This window comes from Sphingomonas oleivorans (assembly GCF_003050615.1).
GTDB lineage: Bacteria > Pseudomonadota > Alphaproteobacteria > Sphingomonadales > Sphingomonadaceae > Sphingomonas_H > Sphingomonas_H oleivorans.
This window is the reverse complement of sequence record NZ_NWBU01000018.1, coordinates 165,774-185,592: the sequence shown is the minus strand read 5'-3', so window position 1 is coordinate 185,592 and position 19,819 is coordinate 165,774. Positions and strand designations below refer to the sequence as shown.

Annotated in this window: 17 protein-coding genes; 11 read left to right on the top strand and 6 right to left on the bottom strand. The window is 61.0% G+C overall.

The window, feature by feature from the left end:
• Window positions 1-32: 32 nt before the first annotated feature.
• Window positions 33-2,255 (bottom strand): GH32 C-terminal domain-containing protein, encoded by a 2,223-nt coding sequence (locus tag CLG96_RS18200; RefSeq protein ID WP_133175420.1) that lies wholly within the window; start codon window positions 2,253-2,255, stop codon window positions 33-35.
• A gap of 135 nt (window positions 2,256-2,390) precedes the next feature.
• The gene (locus CLG96_RS18195; protein ID WP_165799701.1) at window positions 2,391-4,895 is read right to left on the bottom strand and encodes a TonB-dependent receptor; all 2,505 of its coding nucleotides are present in this window, start codon (window positions 4,893-4,895) and stop codon (window positions 2,391-2,393) included.
• Window positions 4,896-5,282: 387 nt separating this feature from the next.
• Here CLG96_RS18195 and CLG96_RS18190 point away from each other — a divergent pair, with 387 nt between their 5' ends.
• The 4 genes from CLG96_RS18190 (at window position 5,283) to CLG96_RS18175 (ending at window position 9,648) form a co-directional block, all read left to right on the top strand.
• Entirely contained in the window at window positions 5,283-6,353 is a 1,071-nt protein-coding gene (locus tag CLG96_RS18190; protein ID WP_107970217.1) for a LacI family DNA-binding transcriptional regulator, read from the top strand.
• A gap of 332 nt (window positions 6,354-6,685) precedes the next feature.
• Window positions 6,686-7,963, top strand: coding sequence for an oligosaccharide MFS transporter (locus CLG96_RS18185; protein ID WP_107970216.1), 1,278 nt, complete (start codon window positions 6,686-6,688; stop codon window positions 7,961-7,963).
• A 181-nt stretch (window positions 7,964-8,144) separates the two neighbouring features.
• The gene (locus CLG96_RS18180) at window positions 8,145-8,840 is read left to right on the top strand and encodes an HAD family hydrolase (RefSeq protein ID WP_243395858.1); all 696 of its coding nucleotides are present in this window, start codon (window positions 8,145-8,147) and stop codon (window positions 8,838-8,840) included.
• Between the two features lie 229 nt (window positions 8,841-9,069).
• On the top strand, window positions 9,070-9,648 hold the full coding sequence (locus tag CLG96_RS18175; RefSeq protein WP_107970214.1) for an RBBP9/YdeN family alpha/beta hydrolase: 579 nt from the start codon (window positions 9,070-9,072) through the stop codon (window positions 9,646-9,648).
• Here CLG96_RS18175 and CLG96_RS18890 read toward each other — a convergent pair.
• Both CLG96_RS18890 and CLG96_RS18165 read right to left on the bottom strand, forming a co-directional pair.
• On the bottom strand, window positions 9,638-9,805 hold the full coding sequence (locus tag CLG96_RS18890; protein WP_165799700.1) for a hypothetical protein: 168 nt from the start codon (window positions 9,803-9,805) through the stop codon (window positions 9,638-9,640). The two genes, CLG96_RS18175 and CLG96_RS18890, sit on opposite strands and share 11 nt — an antisense overlap.
• A 145-nt stretch (window positions 9,806-9,950) precedes the next feature.
• Window positions 9,951-11,039, bottom strand: a complete 1,089-nt coding sequence (locus tag CLG96_RS18165) for an LLM class flavin-dependent oxidoreductase (RefSeq protein ID WP_107970210.1) — start codon at window positions 11,037-11,039, stop codon at window positions 9,951-9,953.
• Between the two features lie 321 nt (window positions 11,040-11,360).
• Here CLG96_RS18165 and CLG96_RS18160 point away from each other — a divergent pair, with 321 nt between their 5' ends.
• Together CLG96_RS18160 and CLG96_RS18155 are read left to right on the top strand one after the other, a co-directional pair.
• Window positions 11,361-12,197, top strand: a complete 837-nt coding sequence (locus tag CLG96_RS18160; protein ID WP_107970208.1) for a LysR substrate-binding domain-containing protein — start codon at window positions 11,361-11,363, stop codon at window positions 12,195-12,197.
• A 137-nt stretch (window positions 12,198-12,334) separates the two neighbouring features.
• Window positions 12,335-13,012, top strand: coding sequence for a peroxiredoxin-like family protein (locus tag CLG96_RS18155; RefSeq protein ID WP_207796754.1), 678 nt, complete (start codon window positions 12,335-12,337; stop codon window positions 13,010-13,012).
• Window positions 13,013-13,072: 60 nt separating this feature from the next.
• Here CLG96_RS18155 and gabD read toward each other — a convergent pair whose 3' ends face one another.
• Both gabD and CLG96_RS18145 read right to left on the bottom strand, forming a co-directional pair.
• On the bottom strand, window positions 13,073-14,551 hold the full coding sequence (gabD, locus tag CLG96_RS18150; RefSeq protein WP_107970317.1) for an NADP-dependent succinate-semialdehyde dehydrogenase: 1,479 nt from the start codon (window positions 14,549-14,551) through the stop codon (window positions 13,073-13,075).
• Between the two features lie 11 nt (window positions 14,552-14,562).
• A complete protein-coding gene (locus tag CLG96_RS18145; RefSeq protein ID WP_107970207.1) occupies window positions 14,563-15,687 on the bottom strand; it encodes a zinc-dependent alcohol dehydrogenase family protein in 1,125 nt (374 codons plus the stop codon).
• Between the two features lie 193 nt (window positions 15,688-15,880).
• Here CLG96_RS18145 and CLG96_RS18140 point away from each other — a divergent pair, with 193 nt between their 5' ends.
• The 5 genes from CLG96_RS18140 to CLG96_RS18120 all read left to right on the top strand — a co-directional run bounded on the left by CLG96_RS18140 (window position 15,881) and on the right by CLG96_RS18120 (window position 19,816).
• Window positions 15,881-16,450, top strand: coding sequence for an FUSC family protein (locus tag CLG96_RS18140; RefSeq protein WP_165799699.1), 570 nt, complete (start codon window positions 15,881-15,883; stop codon window positions 16,448-16,450).
• A gap of 135 nt (window positions 16,451-16,585) precedes the next feature.
• Window positions 16,586-17,026: a cupin domain-containing protein gene (locus CLG96_RS18135; RefSeq protein WP_107970315.1), complete on the top strand. Its 441-nt coding sequence runs from the start codon at window positions 16,586-16,588 to the stop codon at window positions 17,024-17,026.
• Window positions 17,027-17,034: 8 nt separating this feature from the next.
• Window positions 17,035-18,078 carry an L-dopachrome tautomerase-related protein gene (locus CLG96_RS18130; protein ID WP_207796752.1) on the top strand — a complete coding sequence of 348 codons (1,044 nt, stop codon included), beginning with the start codon at window positions 17,035-17,037 and terminating at the stop codon, window positions 18,076-18,078.
• Window positions 18,079-18,465 carry a hypothetical protein gene (locus CLG96_RS18125; protein WP_107970201.1) on the top strand — a complete coding sequence of 129 codons (387 nt, stop codon included), beginning with the start codon at window positions 18,079-18,081 and terminating at the stop codon, window positions 18,463-18,465.
• A 19-nt stretch (window positions 18,466-18,484) separates the two neighbouring features.
• Window positions 18,485-19,816 (top strand): Nramp family divalent metal transporter, encoded by a 1,332-nt coding sequence (locus tag CLG96_RS18120; protein ID WP_107970199.1) that lies wholly within the window; start codon window positions 18,485-18,487, stop codon window positions 19,814-19,816.
• Window positions 19,817-19,819 lie beyond the last annotated feature (3 nt).

Genomic DNA, 19,819 nt, shown 5'->3' with positions numbered 1-19,819 from the left:
TTCAGTGGCTGCCTGGATCGGATGACTTCATGTCAGACATCAATCGCTTTTACTTTCCATATTTCGATATTCTTGATCTTAACGTCTCCGTCGCACCAGATTTCCACGCCACAGGCGTCATCCGCCTCGGAATAGATCCTTGTTGTAATGCTCTGACGGCTGTTGGCGTAGATTTCGAGCATCGAATGATCGATAAAGACATGCAGTTTGAGATTATCGCCCTTCAGGTCGAGCGGGCCGCCGTTGATTCCATAATCTCTCGAGCGACAGGTGCGTGTCCTGTCTACCCAGATCCGGCTCTTTTCAGTATCATAGCCGATCAGCGTTTGTTCGTTTCCGTCCCGCGAAACGCCCACCTTGAGGCCAAAGGCCTTGGAATTGAGCGGCTCGATCTCGACGATGATCTCCAGCATGCGGCTGGAGACCATGGCGAGCGATTGATTGACCGCGGCCCAATTCTGGTCGCGCATGCCGATGAGTTGTCCGGCGCGCAGCGATGACAGCTCCTCGATCGGGTCGACCAATAATCCGCCTGCCTCATCGAGGCTGAGGACGACGGGCAGCCCCGCATTATGCGCCCATCCGGCGTCATGCTCATCCTGAGGCGACCTCTCCCCCTGCGCGATGGTGAAGAGCAGCAATCGGCCCGTCCTGGGATCGATCATGCCGCTGGGACCAGTAAAATGGAAATCGCCAAAATCTATGAGACGCGGCTCATCGAAATCCGCTACGAACTGGTGTCTTTCCTTGTCGAACCTGCCGAGCCAATAGAATATTTCGACATCGGCGCCCTTCCCGACCGGGCTGATGAGGAAAATATATCGCTGCTCGGCATTGGGATAGTGGCCGATAGGAAGAAAGACAGGCAGTTCCCAGATGGGACCGATATAAGGATATTTCTTGTCATCATATCGATAGAAATCGCCGAGGTGCCGCCAATCGGCGAGATTATCGGAGGCATAGATTTGCGCGCAGCCGATCTCCCCTCCCCGGCTGGATCCCACCAGCATGTACCAGAGGGCGGATTCCGTATCATGCCAGACAAAGGGATCGCGAAAATCGGCGGATAGCCCGAGCGCGGGATCTTGTTCGAGTAGCAGGTTCGGATGTTTGATCCAGCGCTCGAGCAGCGGATCATCGGCATTTTCCGGTCGCGCCATGGCTATCGCCTGATCGGGACATCTGGCTTTGTTGGCGGCGGTAAAGAACAGCACGGGCACGCCATTTTCGTCATAGGAAGCGCTACCCGACCAGACGCCATCCGGCGCAATCCTTGCATCCTGCGTAATTGCCTCGCCCAGGAAGCGCCAGTTCACCAGATCGTCGCTAACCCAGTGGCCCCAGCGCAATTCATAGAAAAAAGGGCCAAAGGGGTTATGCTGGCAGAATAGATGATATTTGCCGTTGAAATAGAAAGGCGCGTGCGGCTCGTTCATCCAATGGCCCGGCACGATCGCATGAAAGCGGGGGCGATAGGGATCGCCCTCATATAAGGCCGGATCGAGGCGAATATCGCTGGCCTCTATTAGAGGAATGCTGCCGCCATAATCTTGCAGCACGTTCCGGAAATTCTGCCGAATTTCCTCCGCCGGCAGCGCTTCACCATGAATGGCGACCATGTCCATCAGTCCGTTGAACATGTTCATGTTGAAGATGCCGAGCAGCTGCTCATTATCGGCCGTCCGCCCGATCAGCATATCGGCATCAGCCGGCATGAACTGAAAATCAGCGGGAATGCCGATCTCAGAAATGCAAAGCCCATTGAAATAGAGCCCTGCCCTGCCGGCATCCGCATCGACCCTTGCCGCAACATGCGACCATTGTTCGCGGGGCAGCGGATGATCGCCGTCCCACAGTTCAAGAAAGCGGCAGCCATCGCCGAAGCGCAACGCCCAATGGCCATGACGGCCGATGCCAAGGATGAAACCGGCATTGGCGCTCGGATCATATTGGTTGACGATCGCCGAGAGCTTGCCGCCAAATCCATGTTCCAGCGCTCTCGGCGCCACCCAGGCCTCGACGGTGAAGCTGCTTCCAAGGCTGAGCCTTGCCTTGGGACCGCGCAAAAAGGTGGAATAACCGTCGAACAACAGCGCCGTGCCGGAAATGCCCTTCTTCCAGATCGGGCTGGAGGAAGGCTTAAATCGAGCCCGGTTGAATACATATTCGATGGCAATCCTCTCGCCGGAAATTCTCTCGATTGCGAAATCGCCCTCGCCCTCATCGAACTTCCACTGGCAGAGAATGCTACTCATCACGAAATGGCTCCGGGGAAAGATATAATGCTCGTCGTGACGCACGACTTATGATTAGCGTTACGCCTTAGTCGTTGATGGGGCAGAGCAAGGTTGCAATTAAATAGCCGGCTCTGCCCCTGGCAAGGGCATCGATCAGAAGGAATAAGTAGCGGACAATCTGACGGCTCTGCCCATTTCGGGCCGGCCAAAGATAATCTGCTGGCCGTTCACGACGCTTCCCGTATTATGGTTCGCCTCGGTCAGGCCCGTCGAATTGGTCAGATTGGAGATATGGACCTGCAATCTGAGCTTCTCGGTCACGTCCAGGAACGCACCAAGCTCGAATGTCTCATAAGAGTGGATCTCGACCGTGGAGGCGAAATCGGCAAACCGTTTTCCGACATGCTTGAACGAGCCGTAGAGCTGACCGCCTATCGAGCCGAAACGAAAATCCAGATAGGGATTCACATTCAGCATGACTTTGGGAATGCGGTTGATCTGGTTACCGGAATAGTCGGTGGTGACAGTCTCGCCGGTATCGGGATTTATAACGGTATTGAAGGTCGTTCCCAGGAACTTCGGATCTTGCAGCGTACCGGCGACATGAACGCCGAAGTTCCTGCCAAACGGACGCCAATCCGTCTCCACCTCCAGACCCAGCGTCTCCGATCCGGCGACGAAGTTGATGATCTTCACATCGCGGGTAATCGGGTCGATTTCCTGCGTAGATAGAGGAAGGCCCTTGAACTTGTTGTAAAATGCCGCAGCGAAGATGGTGAGATTGTCCGTGCGGACCTTCAAGCCTGCCTCATATTGCTTGACATAATTTATATTTGCCTTGCCGCCGAACCACAATGTCTCGGATCGGGGCAGGCGGAAGGAATCGGTATAGCGGGCGTAGACCGCGAGATTGCCGCTGAGTTCATAATTGGCGCCCAGCGTCCAGCCGGTATCGCTGAATTCGCCCTTATTGTTAGAAATTGTCCCGGTCGGCCAGACGGAGCTGTCGTCCGCAAGCGTCGTCGGATCGCCCAGATTGACGCCGGCAAAATCAAGATCGGCGGTGTTGCTGTCGATATCGACGCCCTGCATCCTGAGTCCGAAGTCGACGCGCAGGCGATCATTGATCTGCCAATTATCATTGATGAAGAAGGCCTTGGTCTCAACCTTGTCGCTGGTGGAAACGGTGAAGCCGCCATAACGCAGGAAGCCATTATCCGTCAGCCTTCCGACCACATTGCCCGCTGCATCCAGGCCAACGACATCAAGAAGCCTGGGCCGATCCCGGACGTCCGTCAGAATGTCATTGAAGCTTATGAAGGACTTCAGGCCATAATGGCTATAATATAGGCCGGCGGTGATATCGTGATTGCCGATCTGCTTGGTCAGCGAGAATTCTTCGATGATATTGTCGTCGACCTCGATATTGGCGAACCACCAGCCGGCTCCATTCACCAAGCCGTTATTATTCTGATTGGCGATATCGAATCCTATATCGGGATGATTGGTATAGCGATATTCCAGCTTCTGGACGCTCGGGAAGGCGGCCTGCATCTTGGGCAGGAAGATATCGAGGAAATTCCGTGCCGCAAACGGATCGGTCCGCGGGAATATGCCGTTGAAACCGTTCTTCCCGTCAACATAGCGGAGCTTGTTCTGCATGATCCAGCCACCGCCGAATTCATGCGTGAGCAATGCGGTAAAGGTCTTGAATTCGGGGTGTATACCGTCTTCCAGGTCTTTCGTGACAATGCCATCTGGCGTCTTTATGTTCACGACCTTGAAGTCGGCGGACGTGAGCGTGCCATAGTTCGCGTCGATCCCCGGAATGCCTTTCGGGTCCTTCGGATTTACCACCGGGATTGGAAGATAGAAAATATTCCGGTCATTGGTATATTTGGCTGTAAGATGGACTTCCGTACGGTCGTTCCTGAAGGATAACGTACCACGGATCTGGCCACCCTTGTTGGCCGTGAATCCGGGATCGCGAATACCATCGTCGATGCGATAAAAGCCGCCGATCGAATAGGATAGAGTGTCGCTGATAGGGCCCGAAATATAGCCTTCGCCCCGATAATGATCATAATCTCCATAAGTGAACTTCGCCTGACCCTGGAACTTTTTCGTTCCCTTGCGGGTGATGGCGTTGACCGCGCCACCCACGGCATTGGAGTGAACGATGAATGAAGGGCCACCCCTGACGAACTCCACACGCTCCGTCATGCTGTCGAGCTTCAACAATATGTCCGCGTTCATGAAGCCGATCTCGGGCTCTTCGAACACGGGCAGCCCGTCTTCCAGAAGCGGCGAATATTTAAAGGCTCCTGCCAGAGGCAAGCCACGAACAAAGAGATTATTGGCGCCTTCGCCACCGGAACTTTCAGCCCAGAAGCCCGGAATTTCCGAAAACAGGTCTACCGTGCTGAGCGGTGCGACGCGCGCCAGATCCTTCTCGCCAAAGCTGGATACGGCATAGGATGTTTCGAATTGCGATATCTTGCTGGCGCCGACTGTGGCCGTAACGATGATCTCTTCCAGGGCCGGCTTGTCGAGACCCGGCTCGGTCGATTTCTTATCCTGAGCATGCGCCTGGTTGGCGCATGATAGGGCCGTCAAAATTGCCAGGACCGCGCCCGGCCTTTCCATTCCCTTCGGCATGATGAACGCCTCTCCCATAGGCATTTTGTTGTTTGAAATCGTTCATACATAGATGTCCAAAATGTCTAACGTTGGACATTGCGGATTATAGCATTGCGCCTTCCCAATGCAACGGGAAACTTTATGTCTCTGATCGCCTGATGTTTCTTCGATTTTGTTGCGAATCGTGCCGATGACGCGGCGCGCATGTCATATGCGCCTGATTATTGGCAGGATCCTGCGTAGCGGCCCAGGGCCGAAGTCGAATGATGCCCGAAGAGCCGGATCGTGCGCCGGCGGACCGCTCGGATGCTCCGCTGGCCTGGCCTTTCGCCTGACGATGCCTATCTGCTACATGAAAGGCCGCCGCGCCTGCTTGGCATGGTCAAGAATATATAGGGATGAGCCGTGGCAAATATTCATGACGTTGCCAAAAGAGCGGATGTATCGGTCAAGACCGTATCCAGATATTTGTCCGGATATCAGGGCATCAGCCGGAAAACGGTCGAACGCATCGAGAAAGCGGCAGAAGAGCTCGAATTTTTCCCTTCCGCCGCCGCGCGCTCGCTTCGCGGCCAGCCCTCGGGCATATTATGCCTGATTGCCGACAATCTGACGACCACGCCCTTTTCCTTCGATATCGTCAAGGGCGTTCAATCGGTTTGCGAAATCCATGGCAAGCTGCTGCTGATCGGCGAAACGCGCGAGAGCCCGCATATCTTCGCGCAATTGATAAGGCGGTTCAGGCAGCAGAAGGTCGAGGCCATCATCAAGGCGACATTCTATCACAAGCAGATCGAAATAACGCAAAAGTTCGAACATTGCCCATTGGTGCTCGTAAACTGCTTTGACGAAGCGGGACGATTTTCATCCGTCGTGCCCGATGATGAGCAAGGTGCCTATGATCTGACCAAAAGGCTGATCACGCTCGGGCATCGGGATATTGCCAATATAACATTGCCCGAGGATATGATCGCCACCAGGCTTCGCCAGCAGGGGTTTGTCCGGGCGATGCAGGAATCCGCCATTCCGTTGAACGCGGAATGGATCATCCATGCGGAGCGCAAGGAACCCGCCGAAACCTCCACCTGGCTGCACGCATTATTGGAACGGCTGCTGGCAGGCAGAAAAAGGCCCACTGCGATCATGTGCGGCAATGACAAGATGGCATTGCGGGTCATCATGCATTTGCACGCAATGAATATTTCCATACCGGATGATATTTCGGTCGTTGGATATGATGATTACACGCTGATATCGGAAAATACAGTCCCGCCGCTGACTACCGCGTCGCTGCCTTATTATCAGATGGGCGTACGCGCGGCCGAGCTGGCCTTCGACATGATGGCAAATGGCGCAAGAGTAAGCGGCGTCGAAAAATGTCGATGCGATGTCGTTCCCAGGGAGTCCGACAAGGCCCTTCAACAGCCTGACGGGAGGGGATCGGCGCAAGAAGAGGATATGGCGATCATCCAGTGAAGGCTACCGGCGTGGCTGGGCGAGGGTTTGGCGGGTAAGCGACAGCCAGGACAACGGACGATAGGAAACGGGCAATATCGGTCTGCGCTTTCCAATTTATTGCTTTAATAGAATAGCTTAAGCGAAATTGAGGCAAGCCGGCCGACACTTGCGGCAACAAAAGGAAAATCGTCTCCAGCTCAGGCAGGATGAGGGTCAGAAGACCAAGGCGACGACTTGTAAATTTTGCCCAAGCCAGCTAATTTCTCCCAAAATGGCTAACGATGGACATTTCAGGCGCTCGCGCATGGGAACGTCCTCGAAAAAATGCCGGATCATAGGAGAGATGCCAAATGGGGCATGAGACGCGGAGAATTTACCGGCTGCTATGCGCCGCCTTTTTCACTTTTTTCCTGAGTTGGTCATTTTCCTTCGCGCTCTTCCCGATATGGCTCAACCAGGCGATCGGGCTCAAGGGCGAGTCGACGGGTATAATATTCAGTATCAATGCAATAACGGCCATGTTCATCATGCCGCTCTACGGCTATACTCAGGACAAGCTTGGCCTAAGAAAAGGGCTCCTGCTTCTGGTGGCGTCAATGCTGCTGCTGGTCGGCCCGTTCTTCATATTCATTTATGGTCCGCTTCTCGCTGAGAATCTGATTCTGGCCGCGACAATTGGCGGCGTGTTTTTCGGAATCGTCTTCGGCGCCGGTGTCGGTGCGCTTGAAACCTATGTGGAGCGTGTCAGCCGGATTGCCGGCTTCGAATTTGGCAAGGCACGTATGTGGGGCTCGCTGGGCGGGGCGGCATCCTCCTTCTTTGCAGGCCATTTGTTCAATATCAGTCCCAATATCAATTTCTGGCTGGCATCCGGCTGCGGCATCGTCTTTCTGCTGCTTGTCAGCCTGGTGCATCCAGCCGATCCGCCACATCAGCAGGAGGCCTTCAAGACGAAGGCCCATAAATTACATCTGATCGATGTGGCTCGGCTATTTGCGTCCGGCCGTTTCTGGGCGCTCGCGACGTTCGTCATGGGCGTGTCGTGCATCTACTCCGTCTATGATCAGCAGTTTTCGATTTATTATTCGTCCCTGTTCACGTCCCGGGACGTGGGCAACAGGATGTTCGGCTATCTGCACTCGCTACAGGTATTTCTTGAAGCCGGCGGGATGTTCCTGGCGCCATTGCTCGTCAACAGGATCGGCGCCAAGCAGGGCCTGGTGCTCAGCGGCGTGATCATGTCCTTCAGGATGATCGGCTCCGGATTCTCGGATGGACCGATAGAAATATCGGCGATGAAGCTGCTACATTCCATCGAGCTGCCGATAATGCTGATATCCATGTTCAAATATATTTCAGCTACATTCGACGCCCGCCTTTCCGCTACCCTATATCTTGTTGGGTTCCAGTTCATGTCGCAGGTGACGGCAAGCACGCTCTCGCTCATTGCCGGGAGGATGTATGATGATTACGGCTTTTCCACATCATACAAGATATTGGGATCCGTTGTTGCCGTCTTCGTCGTAATTTCATATTTCATATTGTCAGACGATCGAAAGAATATTGCGGCTTCTGGCGCAAGAAAGGCCGACATGGATCATGGCGGCAGCCTGCATAATCCTGCTTAGAGGCCATCACGGATCTCATCCGTGACGCTCTAACGGTGCTCAAGCAGCATAGCGGCAGCCATGCGGAGGAAAAGTCGGGAGGCGGGGTTGCACGGGCTGGTCAAACTGACCTGCCTAAATTTGGCCCATAGGTGGATGTACGCGGCAGCACACTTGTCCGTCATTCTTATGGGAGCCTGAATTGGACGTAACCCTTCGTCCTCTCCGCTTGCCGCGCCGCCCGCTCGCCGTGGTGTTCGACATGGACGGTACGCTGCTCGATACCGAGGCGGTGCACCGCACGGCGATGCAGGCGACCGCGCAGGCGATGGATTTCGAGCTGCCCGATGCGATGTTCGCCGCGCTGGTCGGCGTCCACCGCGATCGCAACATCGAAATGCTGCTCGACCATCTCGGCCCGGATTTCCCGATCGAGGATTTCTATCGCGATGCCGATGCGCGCTTCGAGGCCATGTGGCGCGAGGGCGTGCCCTTCCGGCCTGGCGCGCGCGAACTGCTGGCCCGTTTTGCCGGCCATGGCCTGCCGCAGGCGGTCGCGACATCGACCGCGAGCCCCTTTGCCGAGCAGCGGCTCGCGGCCAGCGGCATCGCCGACCATTTTGCCACGGTCGTGACGCGCAGCGACGTGCTGCGCCCCAAGCCTGATGCCGAGCCCTATGCGCTTGCCGCGCGGAGGCTGGGCGTTGCGGCGGCGGATTGCGTCGCGGTAGAGGATTCGCCCAATGGCCTGCGCGCGGCCGTTGCGGCGGGCATGATGGCGCTGCTCGTCCCCGATCTCGTCCCCGCCAGCCACGAGACGGAGATGCTCGCCACCGCGGTGTTGCCCGACCTGGGCGCGGTCGGCGCGCTGGTGGCGGCCGCGCTGGCGGAGCGCTGACGCGGCCCGATCGGCGCGGCCCTCGCCCATGACCTCTCGCTCGTACCATGCGGCCGCGCCGGCATCCGATTGAGCATTCGGAGCGCCTGACCATTCGGGCAGCCCGGTCCCGACGCGGAGGGCCCTCATGCTCTCCTTCCCCCCCTGTAGAACATGATCTTGAAGGATGGGGACTCTTATATCATATCTAACGAGTGTGATATGAGAATGGCGGCAGCGGGAGGTGCTGATGGCGCAGGCTATAGGTGCTGAGGTCAATTGCTTGATCGTTCCCGGCCTCAACGGTTCGGGACCGAGCCACTGGCAGACCCGGTGGGAAGAGGAGCGTCGCGACTGTGTGCGGGTGGAACTCGGCCGCTGGTCCGATCCGATCCGCGATCTCTGGATCGGCCGCCTGGAGCGGGCCGTCATGGCGGCACCCGGTCCTGCGATCCTCGTCGCGCACAGCCTTGGCTGTCTGGCAACCGTCTGGTGGGCCGCGCTGGCGGAACCAGGCATATGCGGCAAGGTGAAGGGCGTGATGCTGGTGGCGCCTGCGGACGTGGAAGCGCCGGACGCCCATCCGCTGCTACGGCGCTTCGCGTCCGCGCCGGCAGGCCCCCTCCCCTTTCCTGCAATTCTCGTCGCCAGCCATGACGATCCTTATGCGACGTTCGCGCGGCAACGGGACATGGCGGCGCAATGGCATTGCCAATTGATCGATGTCGGCAGGCGGGGCCATATCAATGCGGACTCGGGGCTCGGAAGCTGGCCCGAAGGTCAACTCCTGCTCGAAGGGCTGATCGAGCGCAGTATGATCAGAATTTGACCCCCATACACGCATAATAATAGCCGCCGGAAAGGCCGAACGGCGCGAAGCCGCCGAGGCTCCGATCGTTCGAAAGCACGATCCTGCTGTGTGGCGTCGCGACGAGCAGGTCGCGCCGCGCCTGCCGGCCGAAGGAGATGAGGCTGAGCGAACTCAATTCCGGATCGAGTGGCTTGACGCCGAGCGCGCTCGCCGCCTGCCGACCTTGAGCGTGGTTTGCCGATCGCCTCGGCCGCATGCGGCGAGCGCAAGCGTCGAGGCGATCGGCGCCAATAATCGGCGACGGGAAAACATATTCGCAATTACGCGACCTCCGGAACCTTCCGGCTGTCGCGCTGCGCGACGAGCTCGCGCACCAGCGGGATCAGATCACGGCCATAGGCAATGGCATCGTCCAGCGGTTCGAAACCGCGGATCAGGAAATGATCGATCCCGATATCATAATAATCGAGCAGCGCATCGGCGACCTGCTCGGGCGTGCCGACCAGGCCTGTCGAATTGCCCTGCGCGCCGCCGACCGCAGCGAGCCCCGTCCACAGCCGCTTGTCGACGCGATAGCCCTGCGCCGCCGTCTGCAGCAGCCGTTGCGACCCGACATTCGGCGGAGCATGGTCGCTCGTCTTGAAGCCCGCCGAGGCGCGCAGATCGCGCACCCGCTCGACAATCTCCTCGGCGCGCTTCCATGCCGCCTCCTCGGTATCGGCGATGATCGGGCGCAGCGACAGCGAGAAACCCGGGCGCCGGCCATGCTTGGCGGCCGCCGCGCGCACCCGCGCCACCGTCTCGCGCACCGCCGCCTGCGTCTCGCCCCACAGCGCATAGACATCGGCATGCTTGCCCGATACCTCGATTGCGATATCGGAGGAGCCGCCGAAGAAGACCGGCAGGTTGGTCGGCTTCACCGCGGCGAAGCCCTGGCGCACCTGATAGAAGCGCCCCTGATGATCGAAGGGTTGCTCCTCGGTCCACTCCTGGCGCAGCACCGTCAGATATTCGTCGGTGCGCTGATAGCGCTCCTCCTTGTTGGAGAAGTCGCCGTCGCGCGCCATCTCCTCATCCGCCCCACCGGTGATGATGTGCACTGCGACCCGGCCGCCGGACAGCGCATCAAGCGTCGCGAGCTGGCGTGCGGCCAGCGTCGGCTGGGTGAAGCCGGGGCGATGCGCGATCAGGAAACCGAGCTTGGTGGTGATCGCGGCGGCATGGGCGGCGACGATCTGGCTTTCGGGGCTGCTCGAGCCGAACGGGATCAGCACGCGATCGAAGCCGCCCTCCTCCTGCGCGCGCGCCGCCGCCTCGACATAGTCGCGGTCGAGCTCGCGCCCGCGCACCGCGCCGTGGATCTCGCTCCGATTGTTGAAGCCGATATAGCCGATGAACTTGACCGACATCGGATGCCTCCTTCTCGTTGTTCGATGAAGATGGCGAAGCACAGCGCGCTATGCCTATCGTTTCAATGGAGTTCGGTTCCGCTATCTATTGGCAAGGCTCATATGACAGCCTGACGGCTGGCCTAACTCCTGTTTTCCTGCATTTCTTTCCGGAACGGCCACCCGGACAAAAATCGCTTTCAGGGGCTAAAAGAGAAAGCACATCGCCATGTCTCCTATCCATTGGATAGGAGTTCAATCCTATTGGGGGCGCCGCAAGATGAGTATCCGGGCGATATGCAGGGCAGCGCATCGGGGCGCTCCGTTCCACAGGGATCGAAAATGCCCGTAAATCTGCCTACCACCCTGCTCCGCAGCTTCGTCGCGATCGTCGATACGGGATCGATGCTCAATGCGGCCGAGCAGGTGTTCGTCACCCAATCCGCGCTCAGCCTTCAGATCAAGCGCCTCGAGGAGCTGGTGCAGCAGGCGCTGTTCACGCGCGAGGGGCGCCGGCTGGTGCTGACGCCCGCGGGTGAGGTGCTGCTCGACTATGCCCGGCGCGTGCTGAGCCTCCATGACGAAGCGGTCGCAGCGGTGAGCGCGGGCCATTTCGCGGGGCCGGTGCGGGTCGGCATGGTGCAGGATTTCGCGGATACGCTGCTCACCGGCCTGCTCGCCCGCTTCTCGGAGCTTCATCCGGATTCGCAAATCTATGCCCGCGTCGCCGGCACGGCGGAGCTGCAGACGATGCTGGACAGGGGCCAGCTCGACATCATTCTCGGCTATGCGGCGGCGGACGATCCCGCTGCGATCAGGATCGCGCCGATGGGCTGGTATGGCGAGGCAGACCTGGCCGATCAGGGCGTCATCCCGCTCGCCGTCCTCGAAAAGCCCTGCCGTTTCCGCGAAGCCGCGATCGCCGGCCTGGATGCGGCGGGACGGTCCTGGCGGATCGCAGTGGAGACCCCCAATCTTTCCACCTTGCGCGCGGCGGTCGAGGCGGGGCTCGGCCTGACATGCCGGACGCACCTGTTCCTTCCCGATGCCGAGAGCCTTTCGGCGCCCTCGCTGCCGCCGCTCCCCAAAGTCGCGTGCATCGTCGGCAAGGCCGGCGGGCTCGGCCAGGCGACCGCGCGGCTCGCCGAACTTGCGACAGAGGTGGTGCGGCAGCTCTGATTTATGAGCGCCGGTCATGCGTTGCTTGGGCCATTCTCGTTGGTCGGGACGATGGGGCTCACCTAGTTTCGGCGGGATCCTACAGGGAAACGCGGCGATCTGCCGCTCCCGAACATGCCGAGCCGATGAGGTAGCCGATGACCGACAGCCTGCCCGAGAGCCTGAATGCCCAGTTCGCAGCGCTTCATGCCGAACGCGAGCGGAGCTGGGATCCCGAAAAGCTTGCAAGAAATGTCGATCAGCGGCGCGAGCTGGTCGCCAAATTCGATCCGGCGCAGGTCATCAAGATCGGCGATCAGGTCGAGCCGTTCGAGCTTCTCGATGTCGAGGGCGGGACGGTGACGCTGGACGCGCTCGTCGCAGACGGCCCGGCGGTGCTGATCTTCTTCCGTTTCGCCGGCTGCCCCGCCTGCAATCTCGCTTTGCCTTATTATGATCGGCAGCTTTGGCCGCAGCTTGCCGCCGCCGGCATCCCGCTGGTCGCGATCAGCCCACAGCTGCCCGAGCGGCTGGGCGAGATCAGGACGCGCCATGCGCTGGGCTTCCGTGTCGCCTCGGATCCCGACAATCGGCTCGGCCGCCGCTTCGGCATCACCTTCGAGCCGAGCGACATTCCCGCGACGCCGCCCGCAGAAGGCTGGATCGGCGAGATTACGGGGACTGGCACTTGGGAATTGCCGCAGCCTGCCGTGATCATCATCGATAGCGACCGCATCGCCCGCTTCGTGGCGGTGAGCCCCGACTGGCTGGTCCGCACCGAGGCGCCTGAAATAGTGGCGGCCTTGCAGCAATTGAAGGTCAAGGCAGCCGCCTGATGCGGCGCGGCCGACCGCGCGGGCTTATCGGCCCACGCGGTCGGAACCGGACAAGCCACGTCAGATGTCGATGCCACCGAGGCAGAGATATTTGATCTCCAGATAGTCCTCTATGCCATATTTGGATCCCTCGCGGCCGAGGCCCGACGCCTTCATGCCGCCGAAGGGCGCGACCTCGGTCGAAATCAGCCCCTCGTTGATGCCGACAATGCCATATTCCAGCCCTTCGGCGACACGCATGATCCGGCCGACATCGCGGCTGTAGAAATAGGAAGCGAGGCCGAATTCGGTGTCATTGGCCATCTGGATCGCCTCCGCCTCGCTATGGAAGCGGAACAGCGGCGCCACGGGGCCGAACGTCTCCTCGCGGAAGATCTTCGCATCAGGCGACACGTCGGCGAGGATCGTCGGCGTGTAGAAGCTGCCGCCGAGCAGATGGCGCTTGCCGCCGGTGACGACCGAGGCGCCCAGCGCCACCGCATCCGCCACATGCTCCTCGGCCTTCTCGACCGCGGCCTCGTCGATCAGCGGGCCGATCACCACGCCATCCTCGAAGCCGTCGCCGACCTTCATCGCCTCGACCGCCGTCTTCAATTTCGCGGCAAAGGCATCATAGACGCCGTCCTGCACGAGCAGGCGGTTGGCGCAGACGCAGGTCTGGCCGGCATTGCGATATTTGGAGGCGAGCGCCCCCTGCACCGCCGCGTCGAGATCGGCATCGTCGAACACGATGAAGGGCGCGTTGCCGCCCAGCTCCATGCTCGTCTTCTTGATCGTCGGCGCGCATTGGGCGAGCAGCTTCGCGCCCACCTCCGTGCTGCCGGTGAAGGAGAGTTTGCGCACGTCCGGATTGGACGTCATCTCGCCGCCAATCTCGCTGCCCGGGCCGGTGATGACGTTGCACACGCCCGCGGGCAGGCCCGCGCGTTCGGCAAGCACCGCGATCGCGATGGCGGAGAAAGGCGTCTGGCTGGCCGGGCGCAGCACGCCTGTGCAGCCCGCCGCCCAGCCGGGGCCGGCCTTGCGCGTGATCATCGCGGCGGGGAAGTTCCATGGCGTGATCGCGGCGAAAACGCCGATCGGCTCCTTCTGCACGATGATGCGGCGGCCGGGCAGATGCTGCGGAATGGTATCGCCATAGACGCGCTTGCCCTCTTCGGCGAACCATTCGATGAAGCTCGCGGCATAAGCGATCTCGCCCCGGCTCTCGGCGATCGGCTTGCCTTGCTCGGCGGTCATGATCCGGGCGAGGTCTTCCTGATTTTCCATCATCAGTTCGAACAGGCGGCGGAGCTTCGCCGCGCGCTCCTTCGCGGTCAGCGCGCGCCAAGCCGGCTGGGCGCGCTTGGCGGCGGCGATGGCGCGCGCCGTCTCCGCCGCGCCGAGCGACGGGACGTGGCCGAGATTTTTGCCCGTCGCCGGATTGGTGACGGCGATGCCGCGCCCCTCGCCGATCCCGATCCATTCGCCATCGATATAATTGGCTTCGCGGAACAGCGACTTGTCCTTGAGCGTCGCGAGGAAATTTTCATCAGCCATGATGCTATCCTTCAAAATTCTATGACCTGGCGCACGGCGCTGCCGTCATGCAGGCGGTCGAAACCTTCATTGATCTCGTCGAGCTTGAGCTTGCCGCTCAGCAGGCGGTTCACGGGCAGGCGCCCGTCGCGGTAAAGCTCGATGAAACGGGGAATGTCGCGGACGGGCACGCAGGTGCCAATATAGCTGCCCTTGACGGTCCGCTCCTCGCCGACGAGCTGCACCACATTGACGGGCAACGACGATCCAGGCGGCGGCAGGCCGGCGGTGACGGTCGTGCCGCCGCGCTTCGTCATCTGCATGGCATTTTCGAGCGCGCGAATGGAGCCGGCAAATTCGAAGGCATAATCCGCGCCGCCATTGGTCAGCGCGCGGACCTGTTCGATCGCATCGGGATCGCGCCCGTTGACCATAGCCGTCGCACCGACTTCGCTCGCGAGCGCGAGCTTCTCGGCCGAAAGATCGACGGCGACGATCTTGCTCGCGCCTGCCGCATTGGCGCCCATGACGGCGGCAAGGCCGACGCCGCCCAGCCCGATCACGACCGCGGTCGAGCCGGCATGCAGCCGTGCCGTGTTCACGACCGCACCGACGCCGGTCAACACCGCGCATCCGAACAAGGCGGCTTCGACCAAGGGCAGATCCTTGTCGATCTTGACCAGCGAATTGCGCGAAACGACGGCATGGTCAGCAAAGGCCGAAACGCCGAGATGATGATGGACATGGCCATGATCGTCGCTCAGCCGAATGCCGCCGGTGATGAGCGTGCCGGCGCCGTTCGCGGCCGCACCAGGCTCGCAGAGCGCGGGACGCCCTTCGGAACAGGGAAGGCAATGGCCGCAGCTCGGCATGAACACCATCACGACATGGTCGCCCGGTTCCAGATCGGCAACGCCTTCGCCCAGCGCCTCGACCACGCCGGCCGCCTCATGGCCGAGCGCCATCGGCATCGGGCGCGGCCGATCGCCATTGATGACGGACAGGTCGGAATGGCAAAGGCCCGCCGCGCCGATGCGGACGAGCACCTCGCCGGGGCCTGGCGGGGCGAGGTCGATCGTCTCGATCGCGATCGGCCTGCTCTGGGCATAGGGGCCCTGCACATTCATCTGCCGCAACACGGCCGCTCTGACTTGCATGCTCATGTCTCCGATTGGGGGCGCAACCCGTTGGTCGCCGCGGCGGAAATATGAAACCGCGCCTCCAGGCCCGATAGCCGCCCGCGCTGCGCAGCTCCTTGGAATTGAATTCGAAAACGGATCGGCGCGGACGGGACTATCAGGCGCATCGTCCATCAACGCCTTTTGCGTGAAGGCGATGCGCCGGTACCAGATGATGTCCCATTTGCCGTCCGCCCATTCGATAGTGTCGCTGCGCCGGCGGGATCGCGGCCTGGCCATGCTCATTTGCGTCGTCCGCTCGGCGGTCTCGGCGACATTCGCTTATGGTGGAGCCTTGACGCTGCAACTGCATCAACCGCTCTGGGCCTCGGTTTCCGCGCTCATCACCACCAAGGACAGTTTCGGCGACACATTCGCGGAATGCCGCAGCCGTGTGATCGGCACTGCGGTCGGGACCATATTGGCGATCATTGGCGTGTCATTACTCTCGCCATTCCGCCTGTCGGATATCGCGGAGCTGGCGATCGTCACCGCCATCGTGGCCGCCTTGGTTTCCAATCGCCCGCAATGGCGCGTCGGCATATGGACGGCGGCGATCACGCTGCTGAGCCGGCAGCCCGGTATGGATATCTGGCAGAACGGGCTCGCGCGCTTTTCGGAAGTGGCGCTCGGCTCGGTCGTGGCCACGGGCGTCGCAACCCTCGAACTGAGCCTGCTGGAGCGGTTGTTCCGGCGGGGCTTTGCGCGACGCGGCGGCGGCGACGGAACCGGCCGGCAATAGCCGGCACGCACCACTTATTCCTTTGCTTCTCAAATGCTGTGCCCCCGCAGCCAATTCTCCGCCCAATCCGGAGTGCCTATTTCCGAAAGACGACGGCGCCGATGAATGAGGGCGCCCCAGCAGAAGGATCTGGTCATGGCTGAGACAAGCGAACGCAAGAAGCTCGTCGAAGCGGCGCCGCACGCCGCGTTCAACCTCGATGCGATCGTCAAGACATTTCCGGAAAGCGCGGACACCTTGCTCGTCGACACGCGGCTGACCGACGAGGATGAGGCGAGCGCGCGCGTGTTCCGCGTCTATCATCCGACGCCCGCCCATTATCACGCCACCTGCGACGAATATCTGATCGTCCTGTCCGGCCGCGCCCGCTTCTTCATGGGCGATCGCGAGCCGTTCGAGGTCGGCCCCGGCGAGATGCTGTTCTTCAAGAAATTCACCATCCACGGCATGCCCGAGATCCTCGAACATCCGCTCTTCATGGTATCGGTCGACACGCCCCGGCGCGATCCGAGCGATATCATCTTCGTCGATCCGACGGCCGGCACGCCCGAAAGCTTCGTGCAGGCCAAGAAATGAGCGCAGGGATGCTGGAGACGGTCGCGATCTTCCCCAAGGAGCGGCCCGGCAATCCGACGGTGATGCGGGACGGGCGCGTGCTCGTCTCCATCTCCGCCGTGATCGCCCCCGAATATGCGGTGCGCGCGATCGGAACGGACGGCGACCACCGCCCCTATCCGGATACGATCTGGGCGGGCAAGCCGCGTTCCGACGGACGCGGCATGGCGGGCGTGATCGGCATCCGCACGGATGTCGACGGCATTGTGTGGATGCTCGATCTCGGCGATGCCGGGCATCAGCCCAAGCTGGTCGGCTGGGACGATCGGAAGGAACGGCTCCACCGGACAATCGTCCTGCCCCAGAATGTGCTGCGGCCGAGCTCCTTCACCCAGGATTTGGTGATCGATCAGCGCCGCCGGCGCATCTACGTCGCGGACATGACGCTGAACGCCGAAGGTGTCAGCGATTATCCGGCGATCATCGTCGTCGATCTCGATACCGGCCTCGCCCGGCGCGTGCTGGAACGCCATGCATCGCTGCTGCCCAGCGACGAGCCGGTCCGGATCGATGGCAATATCGTCTCGCTGCGCGCGGAGGATGGGCGGACCCTGCCCTATCGCTACGGCTTCAATCCGATCGCGATCGATCCGCTCGGGCGCTGGGTCTATTTCGGCGCGATGTCGGGCAAGGCGGTCCATCGCATCGATGCCGCCATGCTCGCCGACGAAGCCCATGAGGCGGCGCTGGCGGAGCATGTGGAATATTGGTGCGCCAAGCCCCATTGCGACGGCTTCGACGTCGATGCCCATGGCAATATCTATGTGACCGATATCGAAAGCAGCGCCATCGGCATGGCATCGCCCGCAGGCTATTCGATCCTCGCGCAGGATGACGAACGGCTGGGATGGCCGGACGGCGTCGAGCTCGATGCCGAAGGACGCTGGCTCTACATCACCGCCAATCAGCTTCATCGTCATCCGAAGCTCAATGACGGCATCGATGCCAGCCGGCCGCCATTCCATGTCCTGCGTTTGCGCGTGGATGCGCCGATGCGCGCGAACGATGCGTGAATGACTCCCGCCCGGACTTCCCTCGCCTTCACCCTCGCATTTTGCATGGCGGCGCTTGCCATCTGTCCACTGGCTGGCGTGACGGCGTGGGGAGCGGGGCTACACGCCCTCATGGCATCCGGCGTCACCGCCCGGCTCTGGTCGATCGAGCGCCGGCTGGAACGGACGCCGGACGCCTGTTGGGGGACGCGTCATGAAATGGCGGCGCTTCTCCTCGCCATGCAGGCGCTCAGCGCGGCATGTCTGGTCGGCGCGCAATTCGCGAAGGGGGAAGAAGCGCCGGCGCTCGTCATGGCTGGCTTCCTTCTGTTTGCCCATTCATCGATGCAGGCCCGTCTGATAGGATTTGCGTCCCGCACCGCACAATTCCGTCCCCATTTATCCTGAACCCCGAGCCGGAGACGCCATGCCGCCCTCATCCTCTCCCGGCGCAGCGACATCGCCTTCCCAGCCGATCGCGGCCGGGAAGGCGCTCGAGCCGCAGCGGGAGATTTCGCTTTTCCGGCGCATGCCGGTCTTTGCCGGTCCCGGTCTGCTGGTGGCGGTCGGCTATATGGATCCCGGCAATTGGGCGACGGACATAGAGGCCGGGGCGCGGTTCGGCTATCAGCTGTTGTTCGTCATCCTTTTCTCCAGCCTTGCCGCGATATTGCTGCAGACGCTTGCGATGCGGCTGGGGATCGCGACCGGACGGGATCTCGCCCAGGCGTGCCGCGACCATTTCGGCCGCCGCACCGGCATCACCCTGTTCGCGCTGGCCGAGATAGCGATCATCGCCACCGACATGGCGGAAGTGCTGGGCGCGGCGCTGGCGTTCAAGCTGCTGTTCGGCTTTCCGCTTGTTATCGGCATTCTCCTCACCGGGTTCGACACGCTCATCGTCCTTGGGCTCCGGGGGCATGGCGTCCGCCGGATCGAGGCGATCGTCCTCGGCCTCGTCTCGACGATCCTGCTATGTTTCGTGATCGAACTGGCATTTGTGCGTCCGGACGTTCCGGCCATGCTGCGAGGCTTCGTTCCCTCCTCGTCCGTCCTCGGGCAACCGGGTGCGCTGTTCCTTGCGATCGGCATCGTCGGTGCCACGGTGATGCCGCACAATCTCTATCTTCACTCCGCGCTGGTGCGTGACGCGGCGGCGGACGCCGATGATGGATCGCGGCATCAGGCGGTAAGACGGGGCACGCGGGACACGGTCTGGTCGCTGTCGATCGCGGCCGCCGTCCAGGTCGCGATCCTGCTCGTCGCCGCCGGCATATTCCACGACAGCGGTCACAGCGACATCGGCGATATCGAGCAAGCGCATCGCATGCTCGCCCCGCTCACGGGTGCTACGGCAGCGGCGCTGCTGTTCGCCATCGCGCTGTTCGCATCGGGCCAGAGCTCGACATTTACGGGAACGATCGCCGGCCAGATCGTGCTGGAGGGCTTCCTCAAGCTTCGCCTTCCGCTCTGGCAACAGCGGCTGCTGACGCGCATGCTCGCCATCCTGCCCGCGATGATCGGCGTCCTGCTGCTCGGCGAGGGATCGGTGGGCGAACTGCTCGTCCTCTCCCAGGTCGTGCTTTCGGTGCAGCTTCCCTTCGCCATCCTTCCGCTGATCCGCTTCACGAGCGACCGGAAGCTGATGGGCGCATTCGTCACGCCCCGTCCCCTCGCCATCCTGGCCTGGGCGATCTTCTTCCTGATCGGGACGGCCAATATCTGGCTGGTCGCGTCGATGATGATCGCTATGCCATAAATA

Coding starts and splice junctions, on each gene's coding strand:
- CLG96_RS18200 (WP_133175420.1), bottom strand. CDS start 2,255: ATGAGTAGCATTCTCTGCCAGTGGAAGTTCGATGAGGGCGAGGGCGAT.
- CLG96_RS18195 (WP_165799701.1), bottom strand. CDS start 4,895: ATGCCGAAGGGAATGGAAAGGCCGGGCGCGGTCCTGGCAATTTTGACG.
- CLG96_RS18185 (WP_107970216.1), top strand. CDS start 6,686: ATGGGGCATGAGACGCGGAGAATTTACCGGCTGCTATGCGCCGCCTTT.
- CLG96_RS18175 (WP_107970214.1), top strand. CDS start 9,070: ATGGCGCAGGCTATAGGTGCTGAGGTCAATTGCTTGATCGTTCCCGGC.
- CLG96_RS18165 (WP_107970210.1), bottom strand. CDS start 11,039: ATGTCGGTCAAGTTCATCGGCTATATCGGCTTCAACAATCGGAGCGAG.
- CLG96_RS18160 (WP_107970208.1), top strand. CDS start 11,361: ATGCCCGTAAATCTGCCTACCACCCTGCTCCGCAGCTTCGTCGCGATC.
- CLG96_RS18155 (WP_207796754.1), top strand. CDS start 12,335: ATGACCGACAGCCTGCCCGAGAGCCTGAATGCCCAGTTCGCAGCGCTT.
- gabD (WP_107970317.1), bottom strand. CDS start 14,551: ATGGCTGATGAAAATTTCCTCGCGACGCTCAAGGACAAGTCGCTGTTC.
- CLG96_RS18145 (WP_107970207.1), bottom strand. CDS start 15,687: ATGCAAGTCAGAGCGGCCGTGTTGCGGCAGATGAATGTGCAGGGCCCC.
- CLG96_RS18140 (WP_165799699.1), top strand. CDS start 15,881: ATGATGTCCCATTTGCCGTCCGCCCATTCGATAGTGTCGCTGCGCCGG.
- CLG96_RS18135 (WP_107970315.1), top strand. CDS start 16,586: ATGGCTGAGACAAGCGAACGCAAGAAGCTCGTCGAAGCGGCGCCGCAC.
- CLG96_RS18130 (WP_207796752.1), top strand. CDS start 17,035: ATGCTGGAGACGGTCGCGATCTTCCCCAAGGAGCGGCCCGGCAATCCG.
- CLG96_RS18125 (WP_107970201.1), top strand. CDS start 18,079: ATGACTCCCGCCCGGACTTCCCTCGCCTTCACCCTCGCATTTTGCATG.
- CLG96_RS18120 (WP_107970199.1), top strand. CDS start 18,485: ATGCCGCCCTCATCCTCTCCCGGCGCAGCGACATCGCCTTCCCAGCCG.